The organism is Enterobacter sp. 296B2 (genome assembly GCF_034106185.1).
Taxonomy (GTDB): Bacteria; Pseudomonadota; Gammaproteobacteria; order Enterobacterales; family Enterobacteriaceae; genus Enterobacter; species Enterobacter cloacae_N.
The window spans coordinates 94,128-110,531 of sequence record NZ_JAWNCA010000003.1 but is presented as its reverse complement, the minus strand read 5'-3'; the positions used below and the strand labels follow the sequence as shown (position 1 = coordinate 110,531).

General features: G+C 57.7%; 14 protein-coding genes. 5 read left to right on the top strand and 9 right to left on the bottom strand.

All coding sequences use genetic code 11. The features are described 5' to 3' along the window. The first annotated feature begins 2 nt into the window (after positions 1-2). Complete coding sequence (gene malQ / locus URZ40_RS03410) at positions 3-2,084, top strand: 4-alpha-glucanotransferase (protein ID WP_320719761.1); 2,082 nt, start codon at positions 3-5, stop codon at positions 2,082-2,084. An 86-nt stretch (positions 2,085-2,170) separates the two neighbouring features. Here the strand turns inward: malQ and gntT are convergent, their stop codons facing one another. From gntT to gntX, 3 genes are all read right to left on the bottom strand, one after another. After that, positions 2,171-3,487 carry a gluconate transporter gene (gntT, locus tag URZ40_RS03405; RefSeq protein WP_116342718.1) on the bottom strand — a complete coding sequence of 439 codons (1,317 nt, stop codon included), beginning with the start codon at positions 3,485-3,487 and terminating at the stop codon, positions 2,171-2,173. A gap of 307 nt (positions 3,488-3,794) precedes the next feature. After that, positions 3,795-4,370 carry a Fe-S biogenesis protein NfuA gene (gene nfuA, locus URZ40_RS03400; protein WP_003861601.1) on the bottom strand — a complete coding sequence of 192 codons (576 nt, stop codon included), beginning with the start codon at positions 4,368-4,370 and terminating at the stop codon, positions 3,795-3,797. Positions 4,371-4,431: 61 nt separating this feature from the next. Further along, entirely contained in the window at positions 4,432-5,115 is a 684-nt protein-coding gene (gene gntX / locus URZ40_RS03395) for a DNA utilization protein GntX (protein ID WP_316380245.1), read from the bottom strand. Between the two features lie 36 nt (positions 5,116-5,151). On the opposite strand from gntX, the gene bioH reads away from it, so the two are divergent. Further along, on the top strand, positions 5,152-5,925 hold the full coding sequence (bioH, locus tag URZ40_RS03390) for a pimeloyl-ACP methyl ester esterase BioH (RefSeq protein WP_316380246.1): 774 nt from the start codon (positions 5,152-5,154) through the stop codon (positions 5,923-5,925). Between the two features lie 112 nt (positions 5,926-6,037). Then, positions 6,038-6,307, top strand: a complete 270-nt coding sequence (locus tag URZ40_RS03385; RefSeq protein WP_023309499.1) for a YdgH/BhsA/McbA-like domain containing protein — start codon at positions 6,038-6,040, stop codon at positions 6,305-6,307. A gap of 33 nt (positions 6,308-6,340) precedes the next feature. Here the strand turns inward: URZ40_RS03385 and feoC are convergent, their stop codons facing one another. The 5 genes from feoC to greB form a co-directional block, all read right to left on the bottom strand. Beyond that, positions 6,341-6,577, bottom strand: a complete 237-nt coding sequence (gene feoC, locus URZ40_RS03380) for a [Fe-S]-dependent transcriptional repressor FeoC (protein ID WP_039263074.1) — start codon at positions 6,575-6,577, stop codon at positions 6,341-6,343. 11 nt (positions 6,578-6,588) lie between these two features. Further along, the gene (gene feoB / locus URZ40_RS03375) at positions 6,589-8,907 is read right to left on the bottom strand and encodes a Fe(2+) transporter permease subunit FeoB (RefSeq protein ID WP_116342714.1); all 2,319 of its coding nucleotides are present in this window, start codon (positions 8,905-8,907) and stop codon (positions 6,589-6,591) included. Positions 8,908-8,937: 30 nt separating this feature from the next. Next, complete coding sequence (gene feoA / locus URZ40_RS03370; RefSeq protein ID WP_006177893.1) at positions 8,938-9,165, bottom strand: ferrous iron transporter A; 228 nt, start codon at positions 9,163-9,165, stop codon at positions 8,938-8,940. A 338-nt stretch (positions 9,166-9,503) separates the two neighbouring features. Beyond that, positions 9,504-11,834, bottom strand: coding sequence for a Tex family protein (locus URZ40_RS03365; RefSeq protein ID WP_320719760.1), 2,331 nt, complete (start codon positions 11,832-11,834; stop codon positions 9,504-9,506). Positions 11,835-11,919: 85 nt separating this feature from the next. Then, on the bottom strand, positions 11,920-12,393 hold the full coding sequence (gene greB / locus URZ40_RS03360) for a transcription elongation factor GreB (protein ID WP_014885539.1): 474 nt from the start codon (positions 12,391-12,393) through the stop codon (positions 11,920-11,922). A 229-nt stretch (positions 12,394-12,622) separates the two neighbouring features. Between greB and ompR the strand changes: the two genes are divergently transcribed. Together ompR and envZ are read left to right on the top strand one after the other, a co-directional pair. Beyond that, positions 12,623-13,342: a two-component system response regulator OmpR gene (gene ompR / locus URZ40_RS03355; protein WP_001157751.1), complete on the top strand. Its 720-nt coding sequence runs from the start codon at positions 12,623-12,625 to the stop codon at positions 13,340-13,342. Then, positions 13,339-14,685 carry a two-component system sensor histidine kinase EnvZ gene (gene envZ, locus URZ40_RS03350; protein ID WP_233003202.1) on the top strand — a complete coding sequence of 449 codons (1,347 nt, stop codon included), beginning with the start codon at positions 13,339-13,341 and terminating at the stop codon, positions 14,683-14,685. The genes ompR and envZ overlap by 4 nt, the downstream gene beginning before the upstream one ends. Positions 14,686-14,775: 90 nt before the next feature. Here the strand turns inward: envZ and pckA are convergent, their stop codons facing one another. After that, positions 14,776-16,395 (bottom strand): phosphoenolpyruvate carboxykinase (ATP), encoded by a 1,620-nt coding sequence (pckA, locus tag URZ40_RS03345; protein WP_045259359.1) that lies wholly within the window; start codon positions 16,393-16,395, stop codon positions 14,776-14,778. Positions 16,396-16,404 lie beyond the last annotated feature (9 nt).

Sequence of the window (16,404 nt, the reverse complement as noted above, 5' to 3'; positions counted from 1 at the left end):
CGATGGAGAGTAAACGTCTGGACAGTGCCGCGCAGGCGGCGGGAATTAGCCTCAGTTACATCAACGCGCACGGCAAACCGCAGTCTATTGGTGCGGACACCAAAAGACGTTTGCTGGATGCGATGCACAAAACCGACGCGAAAGCGTCGGTTGCCCCGGTGCCAAACGTGAAGGTCTTTACCGCAGGCAAAAAGATGCCGCTGGCGGTGGAGGGGCGCGGCGAGTTTAGCTGGCTGCTCACCACCGAAGAGGGGCATCAGCATAAAGGCCACGCCACCGGCGGCAAAACGTTAAACCTTCCGGCGAAGCTGCCGGAGGGCTATCACAGCCTGACGCTCACCCAGGACGAACAGCGTTTTCACTGCCGGGTGATCGTCGCGCCAAAACGCTGCTATGAGCCGCAGGCGCTGCTTGAAGGCAAAAAGCTGTGGGGCGCCTGCGTGCAGCTCTATACGCTGCGTTCCGACAGCAACTGGGGCATCGGCGATTTTGGCGACCTGAAGAACATGCTGGCATCCGTGGGCGAGCGCGGCGGTGCCTTTATTGGCCTCAACCCAATTCACGCGCTCTATCCGGCGAATCCGGAAAGCGCCAGCCCGTACAGCCCGTCGTCCCGACGCTGGCTGAACGTGATTTACATCGACGTTAACGCGTTAGACGACTTCAAAAACAGCAAAGAGGCGCAGGCGTGGTGGAAGCTTGATACTACCCGGCAGATGCTGAAGCAGGCCCGCGACGCGGACTGGGTGGACTATTCCACCGTCACGGCGCTGAAAATGGCCGCGCTGCGTCTGGCGTGGAAAGGCTTTGCGAAACGTGATGACGAGCAGATGGCGGCCTTCCGCCAGTTTGTGATACAGGAAGGCGAAAGCCTCTACTGGCAGGCGGCATTTGATGCGCTGCACGCGTATCAGGTGAAAGAGGACGAAATGCGCTGGGGCTGGCCGGTCTGGCCGGAAGCGTATCAGACCGTGGATACCCCTGAAGTCAAAGCCTTCTGTAAAAACCATGCCGACGAGGTGGACTTCTACCTGTGGCTGCAGTGGCTGGCGTACAGCCAGTTTGCTGCCTGCTGGCAGGTGAGCCAGGGCTATAAAATGCCGATCGGTCTGTATCGTGATCTGGCCGTGGGCGTGGCGGAAGGCGGCGCGGAAACCTGGTGCGACCGTGAGCTCTACTGCCTGAAGGCGTCTGTGGGCGCGCCGCCGGATATCCTCGGGCCGCTCGGGCAGAACTGGGGCCTGCCGCCGATGGATCCGCACGTGATGGCGGCGCGCGCCTACGAGCCGTTTATCGACCTGCTGCGCGCGAACATGCAGAACTGCGGGGCGCTGCGCATTGACCACGTGATGTCCGTGCTGCGCCTGTGGTGGATCCCGTACGGTGAAACGGCCGATCACGGGGCGTACGTCCAGTATCCGGTTGACGATCTGCTGTCGATCCTGGCGCTGGAGAGTAAACGTCACCAGTGCATGGTGATCGGTGAAGATCTCGGTACCGTGCCGGTGGAAATTGTCAGCAAGCTCCGCGACAGCGGCGTCTACTCCTATAAAGTGCTCTATTTTGAAAACGACCATGAGAAAACCTTCCGCGCGCCGAAAGCGTACCCTGAACAGTCAATGGCAGTCGCGACGACGCATGATCTTCCTACGCTCAGGGGCTACTGGGAAAGCGGCGACCTGACCCTCGGCAAAACGCTGGGACTGTATCCTGATGAAGAGGTTCTGCGCGGTCTGTATCAGGATCGTGAGCTGGCGAAGCAGGGGCTGCTGGATGCGCTGCATAAGCATGGCTGTCTGCCGAAGCGTGCAGGGCATAAAGCGTCGCTGATGGCGATGACCCCAACGCTCAACCGTGGCCTGCAGCGCTATATTGCCGACAGCAACAGCGCGTTGCTCGGCCTGCAGCCGGAAGACTGGATTGATATGGCGGAGCCGGTGAACGTTCCGGGCACCAGCTATCAGTACAAGAACTGGCGACGCAAGCTGTCCACAACGCTTGAGAAGATGTTTGCCGATGACGGGGTGAACAGGCTGATTAAGGATTTGGATAAGCGCAGAAGGGCAGTGGGTAAGAAGCGGTAGTTTCGCCCTCACCCTAACCCTCTCCCGGAGGGAGAGGGAATAGAATGTAGGCCGGGTAAGCGTCAGCGCCACCCGGCTTTTTTACATCAGACAACCATATTCAACAGCAGCACCCCGACCAGACCACACACCGAAATAATGGTTTCCAGCGCGGACCAGGACTTGATGGTTTCACCGATCGTCAGGTTGAAGTACTCCTTGAACAGCCAGAAGCCAGGGTCGTTAACGTGAGAGAAAATCACGCTACCGGAACCGACGGCGATAACCATCAGCTCAGGGCTTACGCCCGTGGTCGCAATCAGCGGGGCAACGATACCGCCTGCGGTGATCGCCGCAACGGTCGCAGAACCCAGCGCAATACGCAGAACTGCAGCAATAGACCAGGCCATCAGGAGCGGCGACACGTTGGTTTCATGCATCATGGCAGCGATGTATTTGTCCACGCCGCTGTCGACCAGCACCTGCTTGAACGCACCGCCGCCGCCGATGATCAGGAGCATCATGGCAATGATTTTGATGGAAGAGGTCAGCGTGTCGTTGATTTGATCCATTGAACGACCGCGGTTAAGACCGAAGGTGAACATCGCGATCAACACCGCAATCAGCGTTGCCATTACCGGGTCACCCAGGAATTCCGCAACGGACAGGAAAGCATGACCTTTCGGCAGGATCATCTCCGCCACGGCGCGCATCGCCATCAGGATCACCGGCACCAGAGAGGTCCAGACGCTGACGCCAAAGCCCGGCATCTCTTCTTCGGTGAAGGTTTTGGCGCTGTACAGACCTTCCGGGATAGGCTTATCAATGCCTTTCAGGAAGCGGGCATACACCGGGCCCGCCAGAATCACGGTCGGGATCGCCAGAATCGTACCGAACAGCAGGGTTTTACCCATATCGGCGTGGAAGATGGTGGCGATAGCGGTTGGACCCGGGTGTGGCGGCAGGAAGCCGTGGGTCACGGACAGGGCCGCAGCCATTGGCACACCCACAAACAGCAGCGGGATGTTCGCTGCCGCAGCGATGGTAAACACCAGCGGCAGCATCAGCACGAAGCCCACTTCATAGAACAGCGCGAAACCGACGGTAAAACCGGTTAACACCACTGCCCACTGAATGTGCTGTTTACCGAATTTGGCAATCAGGGTGGTGGCAATACGCTGCGCGCCACCGCAGTCCGCCAGCATTTTGCCGAGCATGGCACCGAAGCCCATGATCAGCGCCAGGCTGCCGAGCGTGCCGCCGACGCCGGCTTTGATAGAGCTGATAACTTTAACCAGCGGCATCCCCTGCATCAGACCGACTGCAAGTGCCACCAGAACCAGAGCGATAAATCCGTTCATTTTGAAACGGATCATCAAGAGCAGTAATAACACAACACCGATAGCAACGATGACTAATGGCATGATTTACCTGGCCTTTGAATTGTTATGGGTAACGTCATTGTTTCAACGACAAATTCCGATTGTCCCAACTGGGAACAGAGTGGTTAACGGCACTCATACTGATGCCTGCGAAACAGTTAAGTTTAGTCGGCTGTTATAAGGGTGCTGAGTGCCCACGAGAATGATACGGGTAACATATCGCGGTTGAGAATCACCCAGTGAGGCAAAATTTGAATTATGAGACGCAGGTCAACATATCGAGGTGGGAAGGCAAGGGAGGTTGGCCCGGTAAGCGTGGCGCCACCGGGCAATACGGGCGGGTACTGAATTAGTAGTAAGAGTGCTCGCCGCGCTGGTGCTCGGTCAGGTCACGCACGCCTTTCAGTTCCGGGAATTCGTTCAGCAGCTGCTTCTCGATCCCTTCTTTCAGGGTCACGTCGACCATAGAGCAACCATTACAGCCGCCGCCGAACTGCAGGATCGCCAGGCCGTCTTCCGTGATTTCCATCAGGGAAACGCGACCGCCGTGGCCAGCCAGCTGTGGGTTGATCTGGGACTGAAGCAGATACTCAACGCGCTCCATCAGCGGCGCATCGTCAGACACTTTACGCATTTTGGCGTTTGGCGCTTTCAGGGTCAGCTGAGAACCCAACTGGTCGGTGACGAAGTCGATCTCCGCATCTTCAAGATACGGCGCGCTCAGTTCATCGACATAAGCGGTGAGCTGTTCAAATTTAAGGGCAGTGTCAGTTGCTTCCACAGCATCCGGAGGACAATAAGAGACACCACATTCTGCATTCGGAGTGCCTGGATTGATCACAAACACGCGGATCTGCGTCCCTTCTTCCTGATTTGCCAGCAGTTTGGCAAAGTGCGCTTGTGCAGAATCGGAAATACGGATCATAGCTTTGGCCTAATAGTTGACTAAATTACCTGGGTATAATCATACGCCCATTGAAGAAGGGCTACAAGGTACGGCACAGACACCATACCTGAACCGATGCGGCGCCGCTTTGCAAAAGCAGTCGGGAAAGTTCAGCAACGGTACTGCCAGTGGTGACGACGTCATCCACGATGGCGATATGGAGGCCTTTGACCGGTAATTCAAGGCGAAAGGCGTTTTTCAGGTTCCTTTTGCGAAGCCGGGCGTTGAGCTGATGCTGGATGGCGGTGGCATGTACGCGGGTAAGCGCGCAGGCATCATAGCGACAGCCTAGCCACCGGGCGAGCGGGCGGCAGAGCAGGTCGCTTTGATTATAGCCGCGCCGCCAGTGCCGACGTCGGTATAAGGGGACATTCACCACCCTATCGATTTTCGGCAGAGCGCGGGTTCGTCGCGCCTGTAAAACTGCCAGCAATAGCAGGCGGGCAAGGGGCTGCGCCAGCGAACTCTGGCCGGAAAACTTCAGGGCGTGAATAAGCCCGCTCAGCGGTGGAACATAATCATCCACGGCTACCAGCGCGCTCCACGGCGGGGATTTTTTCAGGCAGCGGCCGCAGGGCAAATAGCGGTTAGCCGCCGGTAAACCACATTGCGGGCAGGTTGTGATACGCCTTGCCAGTGAGCGCGTGCAGACGGAACAGACGCCCCACGCGCTGAGGGCAAGCGGCATTTTGCATAGCCAGCACAAGCCAGGCACTGTTAGCATGTGCAACCTCCATGTGAAAAAAGAGAACAGTAACTGATGAAGACGCTGTGGTGGCAGACCGTAGGGACAGGAAATTGCCATCTTGTGCTGCTGCACGGATGGGGCCTGAATGCGGAAGTGTGGCATTGCATAAGCGAGGAACTTGCCTCGCAATTTACGTTACATCTGGTTGATCTACCGGGCTACGGTCGCAGCCGCGGCTTTAGTGCGATGTCGCTTGATGAGATGGCGCAGCAGGTTGTGGACGCCGCGCCGCAAAATGCCATCTGGCTGGGCTGGAGCCTGGGCGGGCTGGTGGCAAGCCAGATTGCGCTCTCCTGGCCCGAGCGCGTTAAGGCGCTGGTCACCGTGGCCTCGTCGCCATGCTTTAGCGCGCAAGAGGCGTGGCCCGGCATCAAACCTGACGTGCTGGCGGGCTTCCAGCAGCAGCTGAGCGACGATTTCCAGCGGACCGTCGAGCGATTCCTCGCATTGCAGACAATGGGGACGGAAACCGCGCGTCAGGATGCCAGAGCGCTGAAGCAGGTGGTGCTCTCCCTGCCGATGCCGGACGTCGAGGTGCTTAACGGCGGTCTTGAGATCCTGAAAACGGTCGACCTGCGGGAGCCGCTGACTGCGCTGGCCATGCCGCACCTGCGTATCTATGGCCATCTGGACGGGCTGGTGCCGCGCAAAGTGGTTCCACTTCTGGATTCCCTCTGGCCGGACAGCGAATCCCGGGTCATTGCCAAAGCCGCGCATGCTCCGTTTATCTCTCATCCGACGGAATTTTGTTCAGCGCTGGTTGCGTTAAGTCAACGTTTAGACTGATTATTTTCTATCCAGCCTGGAAAAAGTTACACACCGCAACCATACTCCAGATGTCGTTGCGGTTGTTCTGCCTACGATAATCAAAAACAACAATCCTATGGAGAGTCAGGCTATGAAACTTGTTACAGGTATTGTCACTTCTCTGGTTATTGGGTCACTGTCATTTGGCGTTTTTGCGGCGAAAGAGCTGGAAAAAGATAAAGTTGCCGGGATGAATCTGACGAAAATTGGTGAGATTTCTACGTCTGACACCACCGCGCCGATGGATGCAAGAAAAGAGCTGTCGAAGAAAGCGGATGAGCTGGGCGGGACGTACTACGTCGTCACCAGTGCAGAAAAACAGACCAAAAACGTACGCGCTACCGCGGACGTCTATAAGTAATACGATAAAGCCGGGCAGCAATGCCCGGCTTTGTTAGCGCAGTGCCCACCATTCCCTGAGGCAGGCCTTTCCTTCCGGGCAGCTTTTACAACTGCCGGAGAGGCAGCCGTCCGCTTCTTCCTGAATCCGCACGGCTTTACCCATCGCTTCCAGGCGTTCCAGCATGGCATCGATCATCGGCTGCGGCGTATGCAGGCTGAGGCTGAGCTGTTTTGCCTCCATCCGCCCCTGAAGCGCCAGCAGGTCACGAACCTGAATCAACGATGCCATCTGGTTTCCTCTTAGTGACAGTCGCCAGCCGGGCTGCTGCAGCAGGTTGCGGCGGTTTTACGATTCGCCAGCAGGTCGATGTCGACGCGGCTGCGTGCCCGGCGTAGCAGACCGAGAATCATTACGTTAAACAGCACAACCGCCAGAATGCAGACCAGGCTGTAGCGCGGGTGCTGGCTGAAGTTAACGGTCTGATAAAACAGCGTCGCCAGCGAGTAAGCGATATTCAGCCCCCACAGGATGGAGAAGCCCATCCAGCCGCGGCTGGACTCGCGGGCAATCGCTCCCATGACGGAGATGCACGGGATATAGAGCAGGACAAAGATGAGATAGCTGTAGGCCGCAGACGCGCTGCCAAACTTCTCGCCCATCACGCCCATGGCACCGGTCGCCATTTCGCCGTCGCCTTTGCTGGCCTCAATCGGGTTCGCCAGCACGCTCAGGCTGAAGGTATCTTTCAGGCTCTGCCAGGTCTCCTCAACGGCACCCAGCAGTTCGTCACCGAGGTGAAACTCCGCCGGGTTAAATTCCTGCTCCTGAATGTTCTCTGCGGTGTAGAGCGTGTTCAGGGTCCCGACGACCACCTCTTTCGCCATCGCCCCGGTGAACAGTCCCACGGTCGCCTGCCAGTTATCTTCCTGCACGCCAATTGGTTTAAAGACCGGCGTGATGACGCGGCTGACGGAGGCGAGGGCAGAGTCGTTGATGTTATCCGCCGTCTGTCCACTCAGGGTGAAGCTGTTCAGCGCGCTCAGGAAAATACTGACAATGACAATCACCTTACCGGCGCGCAGCACAAAGCCTTTCAGGCGCTGCCAGGTCTGGATCGCCAGGCTTTTCAGATGCGGTACGTGGTAGACCGGAAGCTCCATCACAAACGGCGACGCTTCACCACGCATGATGGTGTGCTTGAGCATTAAGCCGGTCAGGATCGCCATCACGATGCCCAGCACATACAGCGAGAAGACCGCCAGCGCGCCCTGCTGACCAAAGAAGGCGGCTGCAAAGACCGCAAAGATTGCCAGACGCGCGCCGCAGGACATAAATGGCGCCATCATGATGGTCATCAGACGTTCACGCGGCGCATCCAGGGTGCGCGCGCCCATCACCGACGGCACGTTACAGCCGAAGCCGACGATCAGCGGGACGAAGGATTTACCCGGCAGACCCAGCGCCTGCATCAGGCGGTCCATCACGAACGCGGCGCGCGCCATGTAGCCGGAATCTTCAAGGAACGAGAGGAACAGATACATCATGCCGATCTGCGGCACCAGCGGCAGCACGGTGTTGATACCGCCGCCGATCCCCTGAGCGAGGAAGATGGTTAGCCATTCCGGGAAGTGCAGGGTGTAACCCAGCCACTGAATACCATGAACGAAAACGGCGACAGAACCCGCGTCAAAAATCGGCTGGAGCGCGCCACCAATGTTAATGGCAAGCAGGAACATCACGTACATCACCAGCAGGAAGATCGGCAAACCGAGGAAGCGGTTGAGCACAATCTTATCCACCGCCGCCGTAAAGCGGCTGGGTTCCGCGGTAAGGGCATTGCTGACCACGTCACAAATTGACGCAATGGCCTGATAACGCGCATCGGCGATGTGCAGCGCCGGGTCGTCCAGCTCGCCGCTGAGACGGGCGAGGGTCACGTCCAGCTTATCTGCCGCATGTCCGGCATAGGCGCGGCTATAGATATCCCCTTCCAGCATCTGCAGGCCGAGCCACAGACGCTGTTTCGCAGGCATATTTTTGTCCATCTCCTGCGCCAGCAGATCGGCTTCGCGCAGCAGCGGCTGGGCGTAGTGCACCAGCTCAACGTCGCGGTTTCCCGCGTGGCGGTCAATCGCCAGCTTCAGCGCGTCGATACCGCGAGCGCGGGTCGAGACCAGCGGAACGACAGGGCACCCAAGGCGCGCAGAGAGGGCATCGACGTCAATGCGCAGCTTTTGTTTCTCTGCAATGTCGAGCATGTTGAGCGCCACGATGCAGGGGATCCCCAGCTCCAGCAGCTGCAGCGTCAGGTAAAGGTTTCGTTCGAGGTTAGAGGCGTCGACCACGTTGATCAGCAGATCGGCATCGCCGCCAAGAATGTAGTGGCAGGCAATTTGCTCATCGAGCGATGTCTGGGATGAAATCGTGGTTAAGGAATAGGTACCGGGAAGGTCGACCAGGGTCACCTGATTGTCCGTTGTCGTGAACTGACCTTCTTTACGTTCAACCGTTACGCCTGCCCAATTTCCCACGCGCTGGCGCGCGCCGGTTAACTGATTAAATAAGGTTGTCTTGCCGGAATTAGGATTGCCAATTAAGCCAATAGTTAATTTTTTCATTGTATTAGACCCACCGAAACCGCTGGCTTGTTAACGGGATAAAGATTCAACTTCAATTAATGCGAGGTCTTTTTTGCGCAGAACCAGATTCACGCGCCGGGTTTCGATATGGACAGGATCGCCCAACGGCGCTACGCGCACGACCTGGAATGATGAGCCGGGCAGCATGCCCAGTGACAGCAGCTTCTGCCGATAGGCCGGGCTAATTTCGCGGGTAAAACCGGTAATTTTCCATGCACTGTCTGGAGTGAATTGCATAATGCCTGATTCCACGAGAGGTTAAATAATCTACACTGCGATGATAATGAGAATAGTTTTTATCAGCAATAATAAAAATGTGACGGGATGTTGTTAATCGTATTAATTTGCGGTCTGATTGACCTTGCTCAATATTTGCTGAATTGCCGGGAAAATGAAAAGAGGGATATTTGTTAACGGGGTGATAATTAGTGGTTTAAATATGGCTGTGCAATCGGTTTCATATATTTCGAGATGTTTTATTCCCCTCACCCCGGCCCTCTCCCCAAAGGGGCGAGGGTGTTAAAGTTCCCTCTCCCCTTTGGGGAGAGGGTTAGGGTGAGGGGGGCGTTGTTGCCTTAGCGTTTCTTACCCATCGCGGCCGCCAGCGCGTCCATCATCGCGCTATTGCCCGCAGGCTGTGCATCACGCCCGCGCGGTTTTGCGGCTTTCGCGGCCGGACGCTGCTGCTCGCGGCCTCCACCGTTGCCGCCACGGCGCGCGTTGGTGTCGCCCGGTTGCTCGTCCAGACGCATGGTCAGGGCGATACGCTTGCGCTGCAGATCCACTTCCAGCACTTTCACCTTCACGATGTCGCCCGCTTTGACCACGGTGTGCGGGTCTTCAACGAACTTGTCGGCAAGGGACGAGATATGCACCAGACCGTCCTGGTGCACGCCGATATCCACAAACGCGCCGAAGTTGGTGACGTTGGTCACCGCGCCTTCCAGCACCATGCCCGGCAGGAGATCGTTCATGGTCTCGATGCCGTCAGCAAAGGTCGCCGTTTTGAACTCAGGACGCGGATCGCGGCCCGGTTTTTCCAGCTCTTTGATGATATCGGTGACGGTAGGCACGCCAAATTTTTCGTCGGTGAAGTCCACCGCTTTCAGGTTGCGCAGGGCGCCGCTGTCGCCCATCAGGTCTTTAAGCGCCTGCTGAGTAGCGGCCAGGATGCGCTCAACAACCGGGTATGCTTCCGGGTGAACGGTAGAAGCATCCAGCGGGTTATCGCCGTGATTGATGCGCAGGAAGCCCGCGCACTGCTCAAACGCTTTCGGCCCCAGGCGGCTCACTTTAAGCAGCTGCTGACGGTTCTGGAACTGGCCGTTCTCGTCACGCCAGGCCACGATGTTCTGCGCCATCATGCGGGTTAAGCCCGCCACGCGGGTCAGCAGAGGAACGGAGGCGGTGTTCAGGTCCACGCCGACGGCGTTTACGCAGTCTTCCACCACCGCATCCAGCTTGCGCGCCAGCTGCGTCTGGCTCACGTCGTGCTGGTACTGGCCCACGCCGATGGATTTCGGGTCGATCTTCACGAGTTCGGCCAGCGGATCCTGCAGGCGACGGGCAATAGAGACCGCACCGCGCAGGGAAACGTCCAGGTCCGGGAACTCCTGCGCCGCCAGCTCAGAGGCGGAGTAGACCGATGCGCCCGCTTCGCTGACGATCACTTTCTGCGCCGTCACTTTCGGGAACTGCTTCTGCACGTCGAGGTAGAAACGCTCGGTTTCGCGTGATGCGGTGCCGTTACCGATGGCAACCAGCTCCACGTTGTACTTCTCGCACAGCGCCGCCACCACGACGGCGGCTTTCGCTGCCTGTCCGGTATGCGGGTAAATGGTGTCGGTGGCGACCAGCTTGCCGGTGCCGTCAACCACAGCGACCTTCACGCCGGTACGCAGGCCCGGATCGAGACCCATGGTGGCGCGCAGGCCGGCAGGAGCGGCCATCAGCAGGTCGTGCAGGTTACGGGCGAAAACGCTAATCGCTTCATCTTCAGCGCGCTCGCGCACGGTGCCCATCAGCTCGGTTTCCAGGTGCATCAACACCTTGATGCGCCAGGTCCAGCTCACTACGCCTTTGCGCCAGCTGTCCGCCGGGGCATTGTTCAGGCGCAGGCCGAGATGGTCGATAATGATCTGCTCGCAGTGGCTCTCTTTCGGCGGCTCGTCAAACTGCGGGTCGGCGTTCAGGGAGAGCTGGAGCACGCCTTCGTTGCGGCCGCGGAACATCGCCAGCGCGCGGTGAGAAGGGGTGGTTGAAATCGGTTCGTGGTGATCGAAGTAGTCGCGGAACTTCGCGCCTTCTTCCTCTTTGCCCGCGACGACGGTAGAGACGATGTGGGCATTCTTCCACAGGTAATCACGCACTTTGGCCAGCAGGGCAGCGTCTTCCGCGAAGCGCTCCATCAGGATGTAGCGCGCGCCGTCCAGAGCGGCCTTGGTGTCCGCGACGCCTTTGTCGGCGTCGATGAATTTCGCCGCTTCGGTGTCCGGGTCGTGAGACGGCTCATTCCACAGCAGGTCGGCCAGCGGCTCAAGGCCCGCTTCGATGGCAATCTGCCCGCGCGTGCGGCGCTTCGGTTTGTACGGCAGATAGAGATCTTCGAGTTCGGTTTTGCTCAGGGTGCCGTTAATGGCGCTTTCCAGCTCGCTGGTCAGCTTGCCCTGTTCGCCGATGGATTTGAGGATCGCCTGACGACGTTCTTCCAGCTCGCGCAGATAGCCCAGACGGGTCTCCAGGTTACGCAGCTGCGTGTCATCCAGACCGCCGGTGACTTCCTTACGATAGCGTGCAATAAACGGCACGGTGTTCCCTTCATCAAGCAGGCGAACGGCAGCTTCTACCTGTTCGGCTCTGGCCTGAAGTTCACCCGCAATAATGCGGCAGAGCGAATCTTTCATCATGGCTTTATCATCTTGTGGGTCAAAATCAGGGGATAGTTATACGGGCTGACACGGCAAAATGCCAGCCGGGGAGGGCGCTCTCGGACTATTTTACGTAGACGATCTCATTGACGTACCAGCTGGCTTCACCGGCTGGGGTTTGAACGACGGCCAGATCGCCCACTTCCTTTTTCAGCAGCGCGCGGGCCATCGGGGAGTCGATGGAGATGTAATCTTTACGACCAAAAATTTCATCGTAGCCGACAATGCGAAAACGCAGGGTGTCACCGTCATCGTTTTCAATTTCCACCCACGCGCCGAAGAACACTTTGCCCTCCTGCTGTGGGGAGTAATCGACAATTTTGAGATTCTCGAGGCACTTCGTCAGGTAGCGAACCCGGCGGTCAATTTCGCGCAGCCGCTTTTTGTTGTACTGGTAATCCGCATTCTCGCTGCGATCGCCCAGGCTGGCCGCCCAGGTCACCTTTTTGGTCACCTCAGGACGCTCTTCGCGCCACAGGTAATCCATCTCTTTCTTGAGTTTCTCGTACCCTTCGCGGGTGATCAGGGGCGTTTTCATGGTGCAGCCTTTAATGCCGGTTAACTGTCTTTGCGCACAATACGTAGCGCACAGTGTAACAGACAGGATTAATAATGATTTATGTGATGAAATGAACAGATAAGCTGCTGTTAAATATGCTTTGTAACAATTTCGACTAGAATTTATACCAGAATTAACTGGTCGAATACGTGCACTTTTTTAGAATACGCTGTTACAAAGACTATCCGAACCTTTGGGAGTACACACAATGCAAGAGAACTACAAAATTCTGGTCGTGGATGACGACATGCGCCTGCGCGCGCTGCTGGAGCGTTATCTGACCGAGCAGGGCTTCCAGGTTCGTAGCGTCGCGAACGCTGAGCAGATGGACCGTCTGCTGACCCGTGAATCTTTCCACCTGATGGTTCTCGACCTGATGCTGCCGGGCGAAGACGGGCTTTCTATTTGCCGCCGTCTGCGCAGCCAGAGCAACCCGATGCCGATCATCATGGTGACGGCGAAGGGCGAGGAAGTTGACCGTATCGTGGGCCTCGAAATCGGCGCGGACGACTACATTCCAAAACCGTTTAACCCGCGTGAACTGCTGGCGCGTATTCGCGCCGTGCTGCGCCGTCAGGCGAACGAACTGCCTGGCGCACCGTCGCAGGAAGAAGCGGTGATTGCCTTCGGCAAGTTCAAGCTGAACCTCGGCACGCGCGAGATGTTCCGTGAAGACGAACCAATGCCGCTCACCAGCGGCGAGTTTGCGGTACTGAAAGCGCTGGTCAGCCACCCGCGCGAGCCGCTTTCCCGTGACAAGCTGATGAACCTGGCGCGCGGTCGCGAATACTCCGCAATGGAACGCTCCATCGACGTGCAGATCTCTCGCCTGCGCCGCATGGTGGAAGAAGATCCGGCGCATCCTCGTTATATTCAGACCGTGTGGGGTCTGGGCTACGTATTTGTCCCGGACGGCTCTAAAGCATGAGGCGAATGCGCTTCTCGCCGCGAAGCTCGTTTGCCCGCACCCTGCTGCTGATCGTCACCCTGCTGTTCGTCAGCCTGGTGACGACCTACCTGGTGGTGCTGAACTTTGCGATCCTGCCGAGCCTCCAGCAGTTTAATAAGGTCCTGGCCTACGAAGTGCGTATGCTGATGACCGATAAGCTGCAGCTGGAGGACGGTACGCAGCTGGTTGTTCCCCCGGCATTTCGCCGTGAAATTTACCGTGAGCTGGGCATTTCGCTCTACTCGAATGAGGCGGCGGAAGACGCTGGCCTGCGCTGGGCGCAGCACTACGAATTTCTCAGCCAGCAGATGGCGCAGCAGCTGGGTGGCCCAACGGAAGTGCGCGTTGAGGTCAACAAAAGCTCGCCCGTCGTCTGGCTGAAAACCTGGCTGTCACCCAACATCTGGGTGCGCGTTCCGCTGACCGAAATTCATCAGGGCGACTTCTCGCCGCTGTTCCGCTACACCCTGGCCATTATGCTGCTGGCGATAGGTGGCGCGTGGCTGTTTATCCGTATCCAGAACCGACCGCTGGTCGACCTGGAGCACGCGGCGCTGCAGGTCGGTAAAGGCATCATTCCTCCTCCGCTGCGCGAATATGGTGCCTCTGAAGTGCGTTCGGTAACGCGCGCGTTTAACCATATGGCGGCAGGCGTGAAGCAACTGGCGGACGACCGTACGCTGCTGATGGCAGGCGTCAGTCATGACCTTCGCACCCCGCTAACGCGTATTCGTCTGGCGACGGAGATGATGGGGGAAGAGGACGGCTATCTCGCCGAGTCCATTAACAAGGACATCGAAGAGTGTAACGCCATCATCGAGCAGTTCATCGACTACCTGCGCACCGGCCAGGAAATGCCAATGGAAATGGCCGATCTGAACGCGGTGCTGGGCGAAGTGGTGGCCGCAGAAAGTGGTTATGAACGTGAAATTGACACTGACCTTCAGGACGGAGAAATTCAGGTTCGTATGCACCCGCTCTCCATTAAGCGTGCGGTGGCTAACATGGTGGTCAATGCGGCGCGTTACGGTAACGGCTGGATTAAGGTCAGCAGCGGGTCTGAACTCAACCGCGCCTGGTTCCAGGTGGAAGACGACGGTCCGGGCATTAAGCCCGAGCAGCGTAAGCATCTGTTCCAGCCGTTTGTGCGCGGCGATAGCGCGCGCAGCACCAGCGGTACGGGCTTAGGCCTGGCGATTGTGCAGCGTATTATCGATAACCATAACGGATTGCTGGAGATCGGTACCAGTGAGCGGGGTGGGTTGAGCATTCGCGCCTGGCTACCGGTACCGGTGACGCGGGGGCAGGTGAAAGAGGGATAGTGCGGTCTGATGCCCTCACCCCGGCCCTCTCCCACGGGGAGAGGGAGAAAACATTAAAAAAGGCAACTTTCGTTGCCTTTTTGCTTTTACCTACAGCTTCGGACCCGCACTCACCAGCGCTTCACCCGCCGGGGTATCGGTATACTTCTCGAAGTTCTCAATAAACAGCTTCGCCAGCGATTCCGCCTTCTCGCGCCACTGCTCCGGCGAACCGTAGGTATTGCGCGGGTCGAGGATACGCGTGTCCACACCCGGCAGTTCCGTCGGAATGGCCAGATCAAACATCGGCAGCGTGAAGGTTTCGGCATTATCCAGTGAACCATCCAGAATGGCGTCGATAATGGCGCGGGTATCTTTGATAGAGATACGCTTGCCGGTACCGTTCCAGCCGGTGTTGACCAGGTAGGCCTGCGCGCCGGATGCCTGCATGCGTTTCACCAGCACCTCAGCGTACTGCGTCGGGTGCAGCGACAGGAATGCCGCGCCGAAGCAGGCGGAGAAGGTTGGGGTTGGCTCCGTGACGCCACGCTCGGTACCCGCCAGTTTGGCAGTAAAGCCAGAGAGGAAGTGGTACTGCGTCTGGCTGGCGGTCAGGCGGGACACCGGAGGCAGCACGCCGAACGCATCCGCCGTCAGGAAAATCACCTTCGTGGCATGGCCCGCTTTTGACACCGGCTTCACGATATTGTCGATGTGGTAGATCGGGTAAGAGACGCGGGTGTTTTCGGTTTTTGACGCATCGTCGAAGTCGATAGAGCCGTCGGCACGTACGGTGACGTTTTCCAGCAGCGCGTCGCGACGGATCGCATGGAAGATATCCGGCTCGGCCTCTTCAGACAGGCGAATGGTCTTCGCGTAGCAGCCGCCTTCGAAGTTAAACACGCCGTCATCGTCCCAGCCGTGCTCGTCATCGCCAATCAGACGGCGTTTTGGATCGGTGGAGAGCGTGGTTTTCCCTGTGCCGGACAGGCCGAAGAATACCGCCACGTCGCCTTTCTCGCCGACGTTCGCCGAGCAGTGCATGGAGGCAATACCGCGCAGCGGCAGCAGGTAGTTCATGACCGAGAACATCCCTTTCTTCATTTCGCCGCCGTACCAGGTACCGCCAATCAGCTGGATACGCTCGGTCAGGTTGAAGGCAATGAAGTTCTCAGAGTTCAGGCCCTGCTCTTTCCACTGTGGGTTGGTGCATTTCGCACCGTTCATCACGATGAAGTCAGGTGTGAAGTCCTGCAGCTCTTCGTCGGTCGGACGAATAAACATATTCTTAACGAAATGCGCCTGCCAGGCCACTTCGGTAATGAAACGCACGGAAAGGCGGGTATCGGCGTTAGCGCCGCAGAAAGCGTCGACAATGAACAGACGCTTGCCGGAAAGTTGATGGGTGACGAGCCCTTTCAGGTGCTGCCAGGTTTCCGGGGAGAGCGGTTTGTTGTCGTTCTTCCCTTTGCCTTTGTCAGCCCACCACAGCGTATCGCGGGTGGTTTCGTCGCGGACGATATACTTATCTTTCGGCGAACGACCGGTAAAGATACCGGTATCGACGGCGATAGCACCAAGGTTCGTCAACACACCGCGCTCGTATCCTTCCAGTGCTGGATTGAGCTCTTCCTGATACAGCGTATCGTAATCGGGGTTGTAGACGACTTCCTGGACGTCGTGAATACCATAAGCCTTGAGATCTTGCGGGGTTAAACCAGTAACACGCATATCACTGCT